The organism is Bacillus sp. 204(2023) (genome assembly GCF_037027505.1).
In the GTDB taxonomy this organism is placed as follows: domain Bacteria; phylum Bacillota; class Bacilli; order Bacillales; family Bacillaceae; genus Bacillus; species Bacillus subtilis.
The window spans coordinates 48116-66504 of sequence record NZ_JAXCHE010000003.1; the positions used below are offsets into that span (position 1 = coordinate 48116).

Here is an 18389-nt window from a genome sequence, read left to right on the forward strand (position 1 = left end):
GATTAACAGTAAATTCCATTTAAGAAGAAACTAGTGACTTCATTCCTGTATTGGAAGGTAATATACATTGACTTATTATAGATTTCAGTCAAAATTCGATAAATATTGACAAAGTAAAGTAATCAGAATAATAATATAATTAGCAAGAGAATGTCATCATACATGAAAGGTGTTTACGATATGAATCAATTGCATCGAAGAATGGGAACGTTTTCCCTCATGATGGTCGGGCTCGGGTCGATGATCGGTTCAGGCTGGCTGTTCGGGGCTTGGCGTGCGGCTCAAATAGCAGGACCAGCTGCTATTATTTCATGGGTTATTGGAATGGTCGTCATTTTATTTATTGCTCTTTCTTATAGTGAACTAGGTTCTATGTTCCCTGAAGCGGGGGGAATGGTCAAATATACGCAATATTCACACGGTTCGTTTATCGGTTTTATTGCGGGCTGGGCCAACTGGATTGCGATTGTGTCCGTCATTCCGGTTGAAGCGGTGGCCTCCGTTCAATATATGAGTTCTTGGCCTTGGGAATGGGCGAAATGGACAAGCGGTTTGGTGAAGAATGGAACGCTGACTGGGGAAGGACTAGCATTTGCCTCTGTATTGCTTCTCATTTATTTTCTGCTGAACTATTGGACAGTCAATCTATTTTCGAAAGCGAATTCATTAATTACGATTTTTAAAATTATTATTCCGGGTCTTACGATTGGTGCTTTGCTGTTTGTCGGATTCCACGGAGAAAACTTTACTGGCGGTCAAAGCATTGCGCCGAATGGCTGGGCAAGTGTGCTGACGGCGGTTGCCACTTCCGGTATCGTTTTTGCGTTTAATGGTTTCCAAAGCCCGATTAATATGGCGGGTGAAGCAAAAAATCCGGGGAAATCAATCCCGATTGCGGTTGTTGGCTCTCTTTTCGTTGCGACAGTGATTTATGTCCTGCTGCAGATCGCCTTCATTGGAGCTGTGAATCCTTCTGATATTGCTCACGGCTGGAGCCATCTGAATTTTAATTCTCCTTTTGCTGATCTGGCGATTGCGCTGAATATTAACTGGCTTGTTATTGTGTTATATGCAGATGCATTTGTATCACCGTCTGGAACGGGGATTACGTATACGGCGACAACGTCCCGAATGATTTACGGAATGGAAAAAAACAAATACATGCCGAGTATATTCGGGAAGCTTCATCCGATTTACGGCGTTCCGCGACAAGCAATGTTCTTTAACTTGATTGTGTCGTTCATCTTTTTGTTCCTGTTCAGAGGGTGGGGCGTATTAGCGGAAATTATTTCCGTTGCTACGTTAATTTCTTATATCACCGGCCCGATCACAGTCATGACATTGAGACGGACGGGGAAAGACCTGTACAGGCCTCTTCGTTTAAAAGGCTTGAACGTGATTGCCCCGCTTGGATTTATCTTTGCGTCACTGGTGCTGTATTGGGCGCGCTGGCCGTTAACAGGACAGGTTCTGTTTATTATCCTGATCGGTCTTCCGATTTATTTCTATTATCAGGCGAAGGCGAAATGGAAAGGGTTTGGCCGAAACTTCAAAGCCGGCGTCTGGATGGTGTTTTATCTGCTGGCCATGATGGTCATTTCTTATTTGGGCAGTGATAAATTCGGCGGCCTGAATGTCATTCATTATGGCTGGGATATGGTTCTGATTGCGATGGTATCACTTGTATTCTATGTGTGGGCGCTGAAGAGCGGCTACCAGACAGAATACTTAAAGGATGCGAAAGAGATAAATTCTCAGCTGCTTAATGGACAGTCAGAAGCTGCTGCCGGAAAAGAATAAAATATGAAGAAAACCTTGCGATAGTTGTCGCAAGGTTTTTTGCTTTTAATAACCCTTCTTTACTTTGTGGAAAAGATCAGGATAGTTGGTGAACACTCCTGTTACGCCCCAATCAAGCAGGCGATGCATATCAGCTTCATTATTGACTGTATAAGGGTGAAGCAGGAGGCCGTGGCTGCGTACCATACGGACGTTTTCTTGATTTAAAGCTTTATAATCCGGGCCCGCACCGACAGCGTATGTTTTGATTTCTTCCAGGGCAGCATCTGTCATTGACGCCATTTGTTTGGCTTCCAGCAATTGAACGGTCGGCAGGTTTGGCTGTAATTGATGGACTTTTACCAGGCTTTCTTTGCTGAACGATTGAATGATCACTTGGCCGCGCTTAGAATGTTTGCCTAGTAATTTATGTTTCTGCAAAGAAGCAATCAGTTTTTCTTCCATACCTGGGTAGGTGTCAGGCGATTTTGTTTCAATGTAGTAGTTCGCGTGCTTTCCGAAACGGTCTAATACCTCTTCTAATGTAGGAACTTTAAGGCCGACGTACTGCGGCTTTGCTTTTTCAGGATAGGCTTCATTAAACCAAGAACCGGCGTCAAGCTTCTTAATGTCTGCGAGCGTATGGTCTTTCACCCAGCCCGTTCCGTTTGTGGTACGGTCCAATTTTTCATCGTGCATGACAATCAATTTCCCGTCTTTTGTCATTTGCAGATCCAATTCAATATAATCAGCTTTCATTTTCTGAGCGGTTTCGTAAGACAGAATCGTGTGCTCAGGCACATATCCAGAAGCCCCTCTGTGCGCGACGGTCAGGATACGGTCAGGTGACAGCAGGTTTCCTTTTGACGCTGCCGACACTGGCGTTACCATAAATGAGAGTAATCCCAGCGACAGAACAACTAAGGCTAGTATTCTATTTTTTTTCATGATTTCTCCTCCTTGTTAATAAAGACTACCTGTCTTTCATATTAAAAAACGGATGTAAACGGCGTGTTGGAAAATGATTAATCTTTTATGTGTCTTTCTTAAACATGCTCTGCCCGTTTTCCTGTATTCCACGTCAAAGCCAAGAAGACGATGGCAAGAATGCAGGAAGAGATCAGCATGATAAAGCCGCCGTTCCAGTTAAAGCGGTCAACGACAAAGCCCATAATGGCGTTTGCGAAAGCGGATCCGCCGATGTATCCGAAAAATCCGGTTAAACCGGCTGCAGTTCCGGCTGCTTTTTTCGGTGCTAGATCGATCGCTTGCAGGCCGATCAGCATAACAGGTCCGTAGATTAAGAAGCCAATGCTGATCAAGGCGATATTGTCTACGAGCGGATTGCCGGCCGGATTCAGCCAGTACACCAATACGGCAATGAAAACACCCGCCATAAACAAAACGCCTGCCGGTGCCCGGCGGCTTTTGAAGAATCGGTCACTGATCCAGCCGCACAAGATCGTTCCCGGTATGCCTGCGTATTCGTAAAGAAAATACGACCAGCGCGAGTCTTCAGGAGAAAAGCCTTTGGCTTCTGTTAAGTAAGTAGGCGCCCAGTCAACCACGCCGTATCGCACGAAATAAACAAATACATTGGCAAAAGCGATGTACCAAAGAAATTTGTTGTTCAGCACATATTGAAAAAGAATTTCTTTTGTTGTTAATTCTTTTTCCTGATTTTTAAAAGCGTGTTTTGGATAGTCATTCCGATACTCTTCAATTGGCGGGAGTCCGCAGGATTGAGGCGTATCACGAACCAATAAAACAATTAAAAATGAAATGATAATGGCGATGATGGCAGGGAAGAAAAACACGCTTTTCCAAGTGACGAACATCGCGATCCCAAGAGTGACAAGCGGAGCAAGAATACCGCCGCCTATGTTATGTGCGACATTCCAGATCGACATTTTGGTGCCGCGTTCACTTATGGAGAACCAATGAGCCATCGTCCTGCCGCATGGCGGCCAGCCCATTCCTTGAAACCATCCGTTGATAAACATAAAAATAAACATGATGGTGACGCTCGAAGTCACCCAAGGCATTGAAACGAATAGAATATTAACGATTGCTGATAAAAATAGGCCTGTCGCCAGAAAATATCTCGGATTACAGCGGTCAGACACCATTCCCATGATGAATTTGCTGAAGCCGTACGCAATGGACACAGCGGCCAGCACCAAACCCAGTTCTGTTTTCGAAAATCCCTGTTCCTGCAGATAAGGAATGGCAAAGGCAAAGTTTTTCCGCAGCAGGTAGTAGCCTGCGTAGCCAATGAAAATACCAATGAATACTTGCAGTCTGAGCCGTTTGTATGCCGCATCCATCTTTGAATCATCCAGTCTCTCAATATGAGGAGCCGGTTTAAATATATTAAGCATTAACAATTATCCCCCTTTGCTGTTTGTGCTGGATGTGTGGCGTGCCTCCTTTCCCGAAAAACAAAAAGAGCCAGAAAACACCCCTTGTCAAAAGGGGTTGGATTCCTGGCTCTCCTCATCTCCATCCAAGCTATTAACTTATCATGATAGCGCTTTCTTAAATTATCATAGTCCGGAGCGAATGTAAACGGGTAATTTTCAAATTGGGCCTTAGGGAAGTAAATATTATCCTTTTACTAAATACAGTTATGTTTTTTTACTAGTAACATAAAAATCTGGAGGGAGGCTGTTTAAAGGTGGATGAATTAGATATCGCATTCTTTATTTTACCGTTAGGAATTATGCTGCTATCGATTGTCGGGACCTGTATTTGTAAAAACCCGTATCTGATGCCAATGCTTAGTTTGGTGATTTCTCTTGTGCTCACCTTTACCATTTTTAATGAATCATTTTTGGGATGGGCTGTTGTCTATAGCTTGGTTTCTCTGGCTTTATCCTATATCACATTGATTGTGGTAAGGAAAAGGAAGGAATCAGGAAATTAAAAAGACCTCACTTTCTAACATATCGTTGACTAAAGCAACTATATGTGATTATAATTGCCTTAGTCAACAATATTAGAAAGTGGGGATTGATTTGAAAACAAGAGAATCATCTGTCGGGTTAAAATTCAGAAAGTTCAATCGATTTTATACAAACGTCCTTGGTTTCCTTAATGAGCACATTTACGACAGCCCGTTTTCCTTAACAGAAACACGGATTTTATTTGAGATTTATAATACGCCTAATTGTACGGCAAAAGCTCTTCAGGATAAACTGGGGCTTGATCGGGGATATGTCAGCAGGATTGTGAAGCAGTTTGAAAAAGAAGATTTGATCTATAAACAGAGGAGCAAAGATGACGCCCGCCACCATTATATTTTTGTCACAGAAACAGGAAAAACGATTTATAAAAAGCTGGAGGAGAAAGCCAACGAACAAGTAGAACTGATGCTGAAGGAAATCAACCAAAAGGAGCAGCACAAGCTTGCCGAGGCGATGGCAGAGATTGAAGCGATTCTTTCACAGTCGCTTTCTGCCAGAGCATCAGAGATATCGATTAGAGATTATTTTCTTTCGGAGGATCTTCAACACCTTATTGAGAAACAAAGACAATTTTACACGGAGGCTCACGGTTGGGATGACACGTTTTTAGCTTATCTTCAGGAGACATTTGATGCTGACATCGAAAAAATATGGATTGCGGAAAGCGGCGGGAAATTTGCCGGCTCTGTCGGGTTGGTCAAGCATGATGAAAAGACAGTCCAGCTCAGATGGTTTCTGGTTGATGCGGATTTTCGGGGCAGAGGGCTCGGCACGCAATTGCTGGAGCATCTGGTTTCATACTGCCAAGACATGAAGTTTGACCGCATTTTCCTTTGGACGGTGAGCACCATGGCTGAGGCTCGTCCGCTCTATGAAAAATTTGGATTCAGGATAAGTGAAGTAAAACAAGAAGCGCCATTATGGGGACAGCAGCTGACAGAAGAACGGTGGGATTTGGAGCTGTCATGAAAAGACTGCATTATGCGTGGATCATCGTCTCCGTCACCTTTTTGATCTTATTGGCGGTTCAGGGGGTGCGGCTGTCGTTTGGTGCGTTTGTGGAGCCGTGGGAACGGCAATTTTCAATGGATAGAAGCACCATCTCGCTGATTTCGACGGTGAGTTTTATTGTTTATGGCATATCACAGCCTGTGATCGGTCGGCTTGTGGACAAATGGGGTGCCCGGGCTGTTTTGGCATGGAGTGCGTTACTGACAGGAGTCAGCATTTTCTTAACATACCTTGTGACTTCGCCTTGGCAGCTGTTTCTGCTTTATGGGCTGGGTGTCTCGCTTGGAGTGGGCGGAGCATCGAATGTGGCGGCAAGTGTATTGGTCGTCAATTGGTTCAGCAAAAAGCGGGGACTAGCCTTTGGGATCATGGAAGCAGGCTTTGGCGCGGGGCAAATGCTTCTCGTTCCCGGCTCACTCATGTTGATCCATTGGTTTAGCTGGAAGCTGACGGTTGTGGTGTTGGGACTGCTGTTAATCGTGATTGTCTTTCCGGCTGCGCTGCTGATGCTGCGGAACAATCCTTCAGAAAAGAATACAGAGCCGATAGGCGGACTGGCTGCATCAGAAAAAGAAACAGCACCCAAAACAACAGCTCTTTCAGTGGCCGGGATGTTTCGTATGAGGCAATTCTGGTTCTTGATTTTTCCGTTTTTGATCTGTGGATTTACGACCGTGGGGCTGATGGATACCCATTTGATTCCGTTTTCTCATGATCATGGCTTTTCAACGACAGTCACGAGTGCTGCTGTCAGTCTGCTGGCAGGCTTTAATATTGCTGGCATCTTGCTGTCCGGAATTGTAGCGGATCGGTGGAGCAGCCGGAAAATCCTGTGCTTTTTATATGCGGTGCGGGCGCTGTCGATCGTGATTCTTATTTACAGCCACGAGCCTTACTTGCTTTTAGCCTTTGCGATTCTGTTTGGATTAGTGGACTTTGCAACGGTAGCACCGACTCAAATGCTCGCCACCCAGTACTTTCAAAACTACTCGATCGGCCTCATGATTGGCTGGCTGTCACTCGCCCATCAGATCGGATCGGCACTAGGTGCGTATGTGCCCGGCGTCATCTACACGGTAACGGGTGAGTATACACTGGCTTTTTATTTGTCGATTGGAATGCTCGTGCTTGCGAGCGTAATGAATGTGATGCTGAGGGAGCCAGCGGCGGTTACGCGTGACAGTGCGGCTGTGGTAGACAAGTGATGAGGACAAAGGGAAAGCATCTCTGATTTGGGATTATTCAGAGATGCTTTTTTTGTATTTTTGTTCTAATACGTAGTCGATCATACCGACTATGCGGGCGTTTTCGGATTTTTGTTTGAAGCGTTCAGAAATTTGAACTTTTCTTGAAAATGGGGAAACACCAAATACCCATATTAGGCCAATTAACACAAAAAACATTTGTACACCCATTTCTATTAAATCATTATAATGAGAACTGAAAAAATAAATATATAACGTTATTAATGTTACTGTAAATACGATTTTGACAGTGTGTTTGAATGTGAGTTGCGGTTCAATTAAACACACTTTCATTTGGTTGAGTGTGAAAGAGTCTTGTTTCATTAGGTACAAAAGTAAATCATTATCGTTTTGACTGATAGGGTACAAGTCAGTTTCTATTTTTTTTTGTGATCTCCTGATATTTATGAATATTACTTTTCATATAGAATCCTCCCTTAAGAATAACTCCATGAGTCCTCTAAAAGGACCCATGGAGATCAAGACTATTAATAATGTACGGAAGAGTACTGCAACTGCTCCTGCTTCAGGGCCTTTTTTAAATGTAATCGAAGTTTTAAGTCCAGAAGTAGCGTTGTTATATATTGCAACGTCAAAAAGATACAAATTAAGTATTCAATGTTTGAGTTATTGAATTACATAAAGTTCAGTCGGTAAGCAAAGACTGTTAGATAGATTTTGATAAAGTCGATTTGGAACGCAGTGAGCGCCGTTTGTGTCTGCCCATACACCCCGTGTATGGATGCCGTTAAGCATCCATTTTACATCCGTTCTCCATCAGCTTCACTTTCGGTTTCATCTCCGAGATGTAGAGGCCTAAAAGCGTAAGGGCGCCTCCTAGAAGAGCGATCCATGTCATGTTTTCATGCAGGATCAGGACGGAAGCGGCGATTGTGATAACCGGGACCATGTATATATACGCACTGGATTTGACGGCTCCGAGCACGCCAACTGAATAATTCCAAGTGGCGAAGCACAGGGCAGAAGCGCCAATCCCTAAGAAAAGCATGTTGAGTATATTTGAAGCAGAAGAAAATCGGCTTAGGTCAAAATGGAAGTCGAACAAAAATAAAGCGGGAACCATAAATAATAGGCCATACAAAAATACTCTCTGTGTCAGCTCGATGATGTGGTATTCGTAAGCGCTTAATTTTTTCATGAATATCGAGTATCCGCCAAACACGAGAGCAGCCCCGGCAGCCATGATGTCTCCGAGCGGATTTAGACGCAGTACCACATTGCCGTTAAACGTAATCAATAAAAGCCCGATCAGTGCCGAGACAAATCCAATCAAAAAAGTCAGACGCAGTTTTTCGCCTTCGAGCAGAAAATGGGCCAAAACCGCAGTGATCATCGGTATAATGGACACGATCATGCCGACATTGGATGCGTATGTATAGGTGAGAGCTATATTTTCTAATAGAAAGTATAAGGTTACGCCAAATAAACCAGCCCCGGCAAACAACAGCTCCTGCCGCCAATTTCTGAACGGAATCATGTTGGGACGGACGAGGATAAGAGCGATAAAGCCCATCAAAAACCGATAAAATAATATTTCCATTGGAGAGAAGTCAGACAGCAGAACTTTTGTCGAAATAAAGGTCGTCCCCCAAATCAGAATGGTCACAATGGCTGCGATATGCCCCGAAGTTTCTCTTTGTATGTTCATCTGTGAAGCTCCTTTTCAAAAATCTTCATGTATTGCTTCGGTGTCAGCCCCACCTGCCGTTTAAAAAACTTCGTCATATGGCTCTGATCGCTGAATCCTGTCTGAAATGCCGCATCAATCGGCCTTACCCCTTGTTCAAGAAGTTTTTTGGCTTGATTAATCCGGATTGTTTCCATGTAGCTATTAGGGGTAATGCCTTTTTGTTTTGTAAATGAACGCAATAAATGATATTTGCTCCAGCCTGTTAATTCACTCAAATCATTGAGTGTGACATTTTCGGCATAATGCTCTTCTAAAAATTCACAAACCATTTTGACTTCGTCTGATGGTTCTGGAACGCTGCTAAGGAACGTGACATCTGAATAATGGCGGATCAGCTCCTCTAATAGATGAAGAAACAGCTCCTCCTTACGCAAAGCTTGTTTTTCCTCGGATATCAAAATATGCAATTCCTGCAGGCTGGCTGTCAGCTCATGGCGGAATAACACATGCTGGGAGAAATAAGGGAGATGCCCGGCGCCAGTAATCTCTTTCACTGCCTTCTCCATGATATCCGGCATGACATTGATACACCGATAATCAAGCGTCCGGCCGTCAATCTGTTCACAGCTATGCGTGTCACGGGGGTTAAAGAGGAGAAGATCACCTGGATTGATGATATATTCTTGATCCTGACAGGCCAGATACCGTTGCCCTTTTTCAATAAATCCAATCACATAATAATCGTGAAAGTGGTTCGGGAACTTTTGCATAATTCCCTTGAAACGGTAGGCTTCTATATGAAGGTGTGGGTCAAGCTGCAGTGTGCGGGTTTCGTTTTGCATGGGATGCCTCCTGTCGGTGTGGTGGTCTTGGATTAAGTGTAGCATGATTTTGGGGGATTTCTTGTATGATGTTGCTGTTTAGGAATAGAGAAAGCAGACCGTTATTGATCTGCTTTCGTTTAAGAATTTAAAAGATTTTAACCCTCAATAATAATTTTATCTTTTTTAATAAAAATTTATTTTTCAAATATTTCAGTTATAATGGTTTGGAACAGATAGGAGGGGCAAAGATGTATCAATCAAAGAAGGTTTTATTGTTAGGTTCAGGTGAATTAGGTAAAGAGGTAGTGATTGAAGCCCAGCGTCTTGGGGTACAGACGGTGGCAGTTGACAGTTACGAGCATGCTCCGGCGATGCAGGTCGCGCATAACAGTTATGTCGTTGATATGCTGGACCCAGAGCAGATCAGAACCATCATTGAGAAAGAGAAGCCGGATTTGATTGTGCCTGAGGTAGAGGCGATCGCGACGGATGAATTGCTGAAGCTTGAAGAGGAAGGATTTCACGTCATCCCGAATGCCCGTGCGGCCAAGCTGACGATGGATCGGGAAGGCATTAGACGGCTTGCGGCGGAAACGCTCGGACTTGCGACGGCTGGCTATGAATTTGCGAATACATATGATGAATTTATACAAGCGGCAGCACAGATCGGTTTTCCTTGTGTCGTTAAACCATTGATGAGTTCTTCTGGAAAAGGCCAAAGTATCTGCCGCTCTGAAGCGGATTTAGAGAGCTGCTGGGAGACGGCGATGGAAGGCGGACGGGTGAAAAACGGCCGCGTAATCGTTGAGGAGTTTATCCCATTCGAATCAGAAATCACACTCTTAACCGTACGTGCGGTTAACGGTACGACATTTTGCGAGCCGATCGGTCATGTGCAAAAGGACGGGGATTATATCGAATCATGGCAGCCGCATGATATGACAGAGCAGCAAATAGAAGAAGCGAAGCATATTGCGAAAACGATCACGGATGAGCTTGGCGGATACGGCCTGTTTGGTGTTGAGCTGTTCCTTGCGAAAGATAGGGTATATTTCAGTGAGGTATCTCCTCGTCCGCATGATACAGGTCTTGTCACGCTGGTGACGCAAAATTTGTCAGAATTTGCACTGCATGTCCGGGCGATTCTCGGCTTTCCGATTACAGAAATCACACAGCTTTCTCCTGGCGCCAGCAGGCCCCTCAAAGCGCCGGAAGAATTAGCGGATTACACTGTTGAAGGATTGGAAAACGCACTGGCAGTCCCAAAGACTCAAGTGCGCGTCTTTGGAAAGCCGATAACGAAAGCCGGACGTCGGATGGCAGTTGCGCTTTCTGCTGCTGATACAGTTGAAACGGCAAGAGAGAATGCAAAGAAAGCGTTGGACCAGCTAACGATAAAATAGAGTTTGAGCAGGCCTTGTCATGGTACAAGGCCTGTTTTTTTCTTTCTCCGTAAAAGTTTTATCATAAGAATCAGAAACCTGATTATAATGTAAAAGTCTTCCATCGATACGGTGGTTGACACTAAAGGAGGGAGATGACAAAATGAAATTAGTTCCAAGATTCAGAAAACAATGGTTCGCTTACTTAACGGTTTTGTGTTTGGCTTTGGCAGCAGCGGTTTCTTTTGGCGTACCGGCAAAAGCGGCAGAGAACCCGCAAACTTCTGTATCGAATACCGGTAAAGAAGCTGATGCTACGAAAAACCAAACGTCAAAAGCAGAACAGGTTTCTGCCCCTTATGAGGGAACCGGAAAAACAAGTAAATCGTTATACGGCGGCCAAACGGAACTGGAGAAAAATATTCAAACCTTACAGCCTTCGAGCATTATCGGAACTGATGAACGCACCAGAATCTCCAGCACGACATCTTTTCCATATAGAGCAACCGTTCAATTGTCAATCAAGTATCCCAACACTTCAAGCACTTATGGATGTACCGGATTTTTAGTCAATCCAAATACAGTCGTCACGGCTGGACATTGTGTGTACAGCCAGGATCATGGATGGGCTTCGACGATAACCGCCGCGCCGGGCCGCAATGGTTCTTCATATCCGTACGGTACTTATTCAGGCACGATGTTTTACTCCGTCAAAGGATGGACGGAAAGCAAAGACACCAATTATGATTACGGAGCTATTAAATTAAACGGTTCTCCTGGAAACACGGTTGGCTGGTACGGCTACCGGACTACAAACAGCAGCAGTCCCGTGGGCCTTTCCTCGTCAGTGACAGGATTCCCGTGTGACAAAACCTTTGGCACGATGTGGTCTGATACAAAGCCGATACGCTCCGCTGAAACGTATAAGCTGACCTATACAACCGATACGTACGGCTGCCAAAGCGGCTCGCCTGTTTATCGAAACTACAGTGATACAGGGCAGACAGCTATTGCCATTCACACGAACGGAGGATCGTCATATAACTTGGGAACAAGGGTGACGAACGATGTATTCAACAATATTCAATATTGGGCAAATCAATAAATATAGCAAACTAGCCATATTCATGTCTATTTTGTTTTTATGCGGATGCAGTTCGCAGACGCATTCTTCTCAAAAAGAAACGACTATTCCTGTCACTCTTCATGTGGAGGATGCTAAGGGGATGCCGGTCGAAGGGGTTCAAGTGACGATTGTCAAAGCGCCCTCTTCAGATGAGGAGCCGAGTACAGAGATTGGCGAGATACTCGGTAAAACAGACAAAAACGGTGATATCAAATGGGATACCGGCAGAAAAGGCGATTACTCAGTCGCGTTGACGAAGGGTGAAACATCAATAACCCATCACATCTCGTTAACAGAGGATAAAAAAGATCATGCCATTCCATTAGTCTTCAAAGAATAGCAGTTTCCTTGATTTTAAGGGAACTGCCTTTTTTATTTATTGCAGGAAACCAAACTATATACTGGAAATTTATTATGTGAGATAATAAGAAATAGGTATTTTTTCTTACGAGACAAAAAGGGCGTTATCCTTTATTTTATATTAATCATACCCGGAGGAAAAAGAAGAAGATGATACAAGATTCAATGCAGTTTGCCGCGGTTGAAAGTGGTCTGCGCTTTTACCAGGCATATGATCAAAGCCTTTCTTTGTGGCCGATTGAGTCGGAAGCATTCTATGTTTCTACTCGTTTTGGAAAAACACATATCATTGCAAGTGGGCCAAAGGACGCACCTTCGCTCATTTTACTTCACGGAGGCCTTTTCAGCTCTGCGATGTGGTATCCGAATATCGCAGCGTGGAGCCGTCAATTTCGTACATATGCGGTCGATATAATAGGAGACAAAAATAAAAGTATACCATCAGCAGCCATGGAAACGAGAGCTGATTTTGCAGAATGGATGAAAGATGTCTTTGATTCTCTTGGACTTGAGACGGCACACCTGGCCGGCCTTTCGCTTGGCGGGTCCCATATCGTGAATTTCTTACTCCGCGCGCCTGAAAGAGTAGAGCGGGCGGTTGTTATGAGTCCCGCTGAAGCGTTTATTTCATTTCATCCAGATGTCTATAAATACGCTGCAGAGCTTACAGGGGCAAGAGGAGCTGAATCATATATCAAGTGGATCACAGGCGACAGTTATGATCTGCATCCTTTACTGCAAAGACAAATTGCGGCGGGCGTGGAATGGAAGGATGAACAAAGGAGCCTGAAGCCGACAGAAAACGGCTTTCCGTACGTGTTCACAGACCAGGAATTGAAATCGATACAAGTCCCGGTACTGCTGATGTTCGGTGAGCACGAGGTCATGTACCATCAGCAAATGGCCTTTGAGCGGGCTTCGGTATTGGTGCCGGGAATTCAGGCTGAAATCGTAAAGAACGCCGGACATCTGTTACCTCTGGAGCAGCCAGAGTACGTCAATCAACGCGTCTTGTCCTTTTTATGCGGGGGGATAAAATAGTAAGGAACATGAAAAGATTGGCATTCATTTTTCAAAAGGTAACAAATGTTGTATAATAATAGAATTTGAATGCTGCTTTTTTTGGGAGCATTCTATGTTATCATGCTTATTGGAGAAAAATTTTTCCTGTAACGCTATTCGATCACTATCGTCAAATAATATAGATGGTTTTACAATTGGAGGTTTGGTTACACTGTGAATTACATCCCCTGTATGATTACGATAGGAAACTTCATTTGTGGATTGCTGGCGATTCATTCCTTGCTATATCACAACATTCATTCAGCAGTGCTTTTTATTTTTACAGGCATGTTCCTTGATTTCTTTGACGGGATGGCTGCTCGTAAGCTGAATGCCGTTTCTGATATGGGGAGAGAACTGGATTCGTTTGCCGATCTGGTTACGTTTGGGGTGGCTCCTGCTATGCTTGCTTACAGTGTCGCGTTGTATACCCTGCCATTTATCGGGATCTTATGCGCATTGACGTACAGCATTTGCGGAATGCTTCGCCTCTCTAAATTTAACATTGAACAAAGCAAGCTCCCGACGTTTATCGGTATGCCGATTCCGTTTGCGGGCATGTGTCTCGTTATTTTAAGCTTCACCTATAACCCGATCCTTCTGGCAATCGGCACTTGCGGACTTTCATATTTGATGGTGAGTAAAATAAAATTCCCTCATTTTAAAAAACATGCGGCAGAAAACCTGGAGTCTGGGAGATGGAATTAGTTCAGCAGCTCATAGCGGATTACGGTTATCTCGCTATTTTTTTGATGCTGGTATTAGGAATTGTAGGATTGCCGATTCCAGATGAAGTGATGATGACCGTTGTTGGCTATTTCACGCATACCGATGTATTGAATTATGAGCTTTCGATATTGATCAGTTTTGTCGGGGCTTTGTTAGGTATGCTGATCAGCTACATGATTGGCAGAAAAGCTGGACGCCCGTTTATCGACAAGTACGGCAAGTGGGTCGGCTTAAAAGAAAAAAGAATGATGAAAGTAGAAAAATGGATGAAGAAATACGGTCCATATTCTCTAATTTTAGGTTATTTTATTCCTGGCGTCAGACATGTGACGTGCTACTTTTCGGGGATCGGCAAAATGGATCTGAAAACGTATGTTGCGTTTGCGGCAATCGGCGCCTTTTTATGGTGCTTTGTTTTTATTACAATCGGAAGGGTTATAGGGATTATTCATGTTTAATACGGCTGTAAAGATTCTGTATCGATCATTGATAGAGCTGACGAATCATCGTCTGTCATCCTATCTGATTAAAGGATTTTGCGAGTCAAAAATCAGCAAACCGGTCATTCCGCTTTTCTCAAAACATTTTCGGCTGAATTGGGATGATGTGGACGGTACGGCTGCTGATTACGGATCGCTGTCTGAATTGTTTATTCGACAAATAAATCTGGAGCGGCGCCCTGTGTCAAAAGAGGCGCATGCGGTGGTCAGCCCTGTTGACGGTGTGGTTCAGACGGTAGGAATCATCAACCCGAATCAAACCTTTACGGTGAAGGGAAAAGATTACTCATTCGCTGAGCTGACCGGCTGTAAAAGCGCAGACCATCAATACAATGGCGGTTACTTCGTCGTGCTGTATCTAAGCCCGAGGCATTATCACCGTTTCCATTCTCCGATCAGCTGCAGGTATCAAAAGCTGGCCGAGCTCGGAAATCGCTCATACCCGGTAAATCAATTAGGCTTAAAATACGGGAAAGATGTGCTGTCGAAAAATTACCGGTTTGTGTACGAGCTGAATAGCGGCAGCCGAAATGTCCTGATGATTCCTGTCGGCGCGATGAATATTAATTCTATCGTGCAGACGAATACCCGTGCTGAATTGGAGATCGGCGAGGAGCTGGGATACTTTTCATTCGGGTCAACCGTCATTTTGATTTTTGAAAAAGACGCGTTCCAGCCGTCCGCCCATTTAGCAGAAGGCCAAGAAGTTCAAGTCGGAGAACTGATAGGTTATGAAGAGTAAAAAGAGGAGCTTGCATAAACGCAGCGCCTCTTTTTTTGAAGAAAGGTGAGACTTATGGAGAAACAAATCATCAGCTGGATTACAGATTATCAGAACACCGGAGATGAAGCCGTCCTGCGGCAAGTGCGAGAAGTGTGCTGGCCGATCGTTGAAGCGGTTTTGCAAGAGAAGGCAATAGATAATGAACAAGCGAACAATTTGCGCGAAAAAGGAATCGAGCGGTTTCCATTCATCATCAGCAAATACCAAGCGGATGTGCAGCTTCCGGTTGAGACATTTTTACGAAATACGTATCGGTTTTACTTTCATCAGGTGATGAGAGAATCCAGCTAAAGCTTCTTTCAACAGAGAAGCTTTTTTTGTTGGCAGGAAAAGGAAACTTTTTCTATATCTATCTCGTAATGACTAGAGAACCTAGCAGAAAAGGAGAGATAGAATTGAAACGAATGATAGTGAGAATGACCCTGCCGCTGCTGATCGTTTGTCTGGCGTTTTCTTCTTTTTCAGCCTCTGCCCGTGCTGCTTCTGAAGAAAAATATTGGGGTTCATGGATTGAACGACATGCACAGCCGCTGGATGCTTCCAATGCTTCAAACAAAGACCTTCGCTTTCTAAAGAAGGTGCTGAAGGGAAAACGAATCGTTCAGTTAGGAGAAACCACACACGGCGCTGGCGAAATGAATGCCACAAAGGTCAGAATGATCAAATATCTCCACGAAGAGCTGGGATACGATGTATTGGCCTTTGAGTCTGGCTTCCCTGATACAAATGCATCCTACCTTAATATCGACCAATTAACCCCTAAAAGCACGATGAAAAACTCCATTTACGCTGTATGGCACACAGAAGATGTCGTTGAATTGTTTGATTACATGAAAGAGCAAAAAGAGAAAGGCGATCCGCTGATCCTTACCGGTTTTGATATTCAAAGCATGAAGAATTCATTCAAGGATGCTGCGACTCAATGGGTAAAACCGGTGGACTCTGAGAAAGCAGAGTTGCTCTCCCAATCAGAAAATGATTTTTCAACATTAGTGACAGACAGCAATACGTTTGATGAATTTTCGAAAAAGAAGGAAAAGCTTGTGAAAAACTATCAGAAGCTGATCAAGTTCACTAAAATACATGCTTCAGAGCTAAAAGAAAACCTTCCAAAAGAGCCGAAAGCTTTTGAGATGTTTATGCATTCTCTTCAGCTGAGAATTGACGTGATGGAAACGTATATGCTGGAAGAAATGAAAGAAAAACTAGAGGAGTATCCGGAGAATATTGAGGATTTTTCATTTTTTATGAGAGACCGCATGATGGCTGAACAATTTCAGTGGGTAGCCGACACCCTTTATCCGAAAAAGAAAATCATTGTCTGGGGCCACAATTACCATCTACGCAAACAGAATACGAAGATGATAAAGGACTGGGTACAGCTAAACGGCCCTAACATGGGTGATTATTTGCCGGAGCGGCTGAAAAAACAAACATATACGATTGGCATTTATGCTTACTCAGGTGCAAGTCTGGATAGTTCTGATAATAAGACGGTTATGCCGGTTACAAGCCCGCCGCCGTCTGGAAGTCTTGAAGCTTTGCTGAAAGCGGCAGACCGACCGGCTGTTTTTGTTGATTTTCTCCATACAAAAAACAAGAAAGGCACTTCGTGGATGTATACCCCGCGGACTGCGCTCTATTGGGGGTACATGGAAGAGCAGATGATCCTGAAGGAACAATATGATGGTGTCATTTGGCTGGAGCATATCACGCCGTCAGTCATCAAGTGAGCGGTGTCCCCTGTGCTATAACAGGCGGAGTGCACCTTTTGTTTGATAGTTTTCAGATAACTACATTGATTAGTAAATGAATGGAAAATACTTGTCTACTGTGAGAAACCCTTGTGCCGCTTAGGTTTGTAAGAGCTTGGATATTTTTATCAGTCTGGGCGGATCTGTTCATCTTTGCGGCATTTTCCTGTATGATATAGTAAGAGTGTGCATAGCAACTAACTATAATTGAACAGGGTGTTTAAAACATGGAAAAACAATACAGAGTATTACTTTACTATAAATATGTTCCGATTGAAGATCCAGAGGCGTTTAGAGAGCAGCATCTGGCTTTTTGTAAGGAGCTTGGTTTGTTAGGCCGTATCCTTGTTTCTTCTGAAGGAATTAACGGTACGGTATCAGGTACGGTTGAACAGACTGAAAAATATATGGAAACAATGAAAGCTGATCCTCGTTTTGCGGACATGGTATTTAAAATTGATGAAGCAGAAGGCCATGCCTTCAAAAAAATCTTCGTCCGCCATAAAAAAGAGCTTGTAACGCTTCGTCTTGAAGATGATGTCGATCCGAACGAAACAACAGGCCAGCATTTGAAGCCTGCAGAATTTTATGAGAAGATGCAGGATCCAAACACAATTGTCATCGACGCGCGTAACGATTACGAGTATGACCTTGGCCATTTCAGAGGTGCGGTCCGTCCTGACATCGAAGCCTTCCGCGAATTACCTGAATGGATTGAAGAACACAAAGATATGCTTGAAGGCAAAAAGATTTTAACGTACTGTACAGGCGGCGTGCGCTGTGAAAAGTTTTCAGGATGGCTGGTGAAGCAAGGCTTTGAAGATGTAGCACAGCTTGACGGCGGAATCGTGACATACGGAAAAGATCCTGAAGTGCAAGGCAAGCTTTGGGACGGCCAGTGCTACGTATTTGATGAAAGAATCAGCGTGCCTGTCAACCGTGTTGAGCATGTGATTGTCGGCAAGGACTACTTTACAGGAGAACCGTGTGAGCGGTATGTGAACTGCGCAAATCCATCTTGCAATAAAAAAATGATATGCACACCGGAAAATGAGTATAAATATATGCGCAGCTGCAGCCACGAATGCCGCACGAACCCAAGAAACCTGTATGTGAAAGAGCATAATATGACAGAAGAAGAAGTAAACGCAAGACTGGCAGCGATTGAAACAGAAGATCACGCTGCTGCTGAATAATAAAAAGAACACCTCGGATTG

At 44.0% G+C, this 18389-nt stretch carries 18 protein-coding genes; 14 read left to right on the plus strand and 4 right to left on the minus strand.

The annotated features are described in order from the left end of the window. Window positions 1-180 precede the first annotated feature (180 nt). Window positions 181-1800, plus strand: coding sequence for an APC family permease (locus tag WA279_RS07585; protein WP_003246447.1), 1620 nt, complete (start codon window positions 181-183; stop codon window positions 1798-1800). A gap of 45 nt (window positions 1801-1845) precedes the next feature. Here the strand turns inward: WA279_RS07585 and WA279_RS07590 are convergent, their stop codons facing one another. After that, window positions 1846-2727 (minus strand): glycerophosphodiester phosphodiesterase, encoded by an 882-nt coding sequence (locus tag WA279_RS07590; protein ID WP_336154888.1) that lies wholly within the window; start codon window positions 2725-2727, stop codon window positions 1846-1848. A gap of 98 nt (window positions 2728-2825) precedes the next feature. After that, window positions 2826-4160 (minus strand): glycerol-3-phosphate transporter, encoded by a 1335-nt coding sequence (gene glpT / locus WA279_RS07595; protein WP_003246460.1) that lies wholly within the window; start codon window positions 4158-4160, stop codon window positions 2826-2828. 296 nt (window positions 4161-4456) lie between these two features. Between glpT and WA279_RS07600 the strand changes: the two genes are divergently transcribed. The 3 genes from WA279_RS07600 to WA279_RS07610 all read left to right on the plus strand — a co-directional run bounded on the left by WA279_RS07600 (window position 4457) and on the right by WA279_RS07610 (window position 6961). After that, window positions 4457-4705, plus strand: a complete 249-nt coding sequence (locus tag WA279_RS07600) for a YbeF family protein (protein WP_015715167.1) — start codon at window positions 4457-4459, stop codon at window positions 4703-4705. Window positions 4706-4796: 91 nt separating this feature from the next. Next, window positions 4797-5714, plus strand: a complete 918-nt coding sequence (locus WA279_RS07605; protein ID WP_336154892.1) for a bifunctional helix-turn-helix transcriptional regulator/GNAT family N-acetyltransferase — start codon at window positions 4797-4799, stop codon at window positions 5712-5714. Beyond that, window positions 5711-6961, plus strand: a complete 1251-nt coding sequence (locus WA279_RS07610) for an MFS transporter (RefSeq protein ID WP_032724927.1) — start codon at window positions 5711-5713, stop codon at window positions 6959-6961. The genes WA279_RS07605 and WA279_RS07610 overlap by 4 nt, the downstream gene beginning before the upstream one ends. A gap of 787 nt (window positions 6962-7748) precedes the next feature. Here the strand turns inward: WA279_RS07610 and WA279_RS07615 are convergent. Next, window positions 7749-8669, minus strand: coding sequence for a DMT family transporter (locus WA279_RS07615; RefSeq protein WP_336154894.1), 921 nt, complete (start codon window positions 8667-8669; stop codon window positions 7749-7751). Continuing rightward, entirely contained in the window at window positions 8666-9493 is an 828-nt protein-coding gene (locus WA279_RS07620; protein ID WP_015382640.1) for an AraC family ligand binding domain-containing protein, read from the minus strand. The genes WA279_RS07615 and WA279_RS07620 overlap by 4 nt, the downstream gene beginning before the upstream one ends. 215 nt (window positions 9494-9708) lie before the next feature. Between WA279_RS07620 and purT the strand changes: the two genes are divergently transcribed. The 10 genes from purT (at window position 9709) to trhO (ending at window position 18368) form a co-directional block, all read left to right on the plus strand. Then, window positions 9709-10878: a phosphoribosylglycinamide formyltransferase 2 gene (gene purT, locus WA279_RS07625; RefSeq protein WP_336155212.1), complete on the plus strand. Its 1170-nt coding sequence runs from the start codon at window positions 9709-9711 to the stop codon at window positions 10876-10878. A gap of 142 nt (window positions 10879-11020) precedes the next feature. Beyond that, a complete protein-coding gene (gene mpr, locus WA279_RS07630; protein WP_015252930.1) occupies window positions 11021-11962 on the plus strand; it encodes an extracellular metalloprotease Mpr in 942 nt (313 codons plus the stop codon). Further along, window positions 11925-12323, plus strand: coding sequence for a YbfJ family protein (locus tag WA279_RS07635; protein WP_336154897.1), 399 nt, complete (start codon window positions 11925-11927; stop codon window positions 12321-12323). Before mpr ends, WA279_RS07635 begins: the two co-directional genes overlap by 38 nt. 170 nt (window positions 12324-12493) lie before the next feature. Next, a complete protein-coding gene (gene cesB, locus WA279_RS07640; RefSeq protein WP_336154898.1) occupies window positions 12494-13384 on the plus strand; it encodes an enantioselective carboxylesterase CesB in 891 nt (296 codons plus the stop codon). A 195-nt stretch (window positions 13385-13579) separates the two neighbouring features. Further along, the gene (pssA, locus tag WA279_RS07645; protein WP_038827915.1) at window positions 13580-14113 is read left to right on the plus strand and encodes a CDP-diacylglycerol--serine O-phosphatidyltransferase; all 534 of its coding nucleotides are present in this window, start codon (window positions 13580-13582) and stop codon (window positions 14111-14113) included. Further along, window positions 14104-14592 carry a DedA family protein gene (locus tag WA279_RS07650; protein WP_003234861.1) on the plus strand — a complete coding sequence of 163 codons (489 nt, stop codon included), beginning with the start codon at window positions 14104-14106 and terminating at the stop codon, window positions 14590-14592. The genes pssA and WA279_RS07650 overlap by 10 nt, the downstream gene beginning before the upstream one ends. Then, entirely contained in the window at window positions 14585-15376 is a 792-nt protein-coding gene (locus WA279_RS07655) for a phosphatidylserine decarboxylase (RefSeq protein WP_160244326.1), read from the plus strand. The genes WA279_RS07650 and WA279_RS07655 overlap by 8 nt, the downstream gene beginning before the upstream one ends. Window positions 15377-15430: 54 nt before the next feature. Continuing rightward, window positions 15431-15709 carry a hypothetical protein gene (locus tag WA279_RS07660; RefSeq protein ID WP_336154901.1) on the plus strand — a complete coding sequence of 93 codons (279 nt, stop codon included), beginning with the start codon at window positions 15431-15433 and terminating at the stop codon, window positions 15707-15709. A gap of 104 nt (window positions 15710-15813) precedes the next feature. After that, window positions 15814-17151, plus strand: coding sequence for an erythromycin esterase family protein (locus WA279_RS07665; protein WP_336154903.1), 1338 nt, complete (start codon window positions 15814-15816; stop codon window positions 17149-17151). A gap of 248 nt (window positions 17152-17399) precedes the next feature. Beyond that, entirely contained in the window at window positions 17400-18368 is a 969-nt protein-coding gene (gene trhO, locus WA279_RS07670) for an oxygen-dependent tRNA uridine(34) hydroxylase TrhO (RefSeq protein WP_003246287.1), read from the plus strand. Window positions 18369-18389 lie beyond the last annotated feature (21 nt).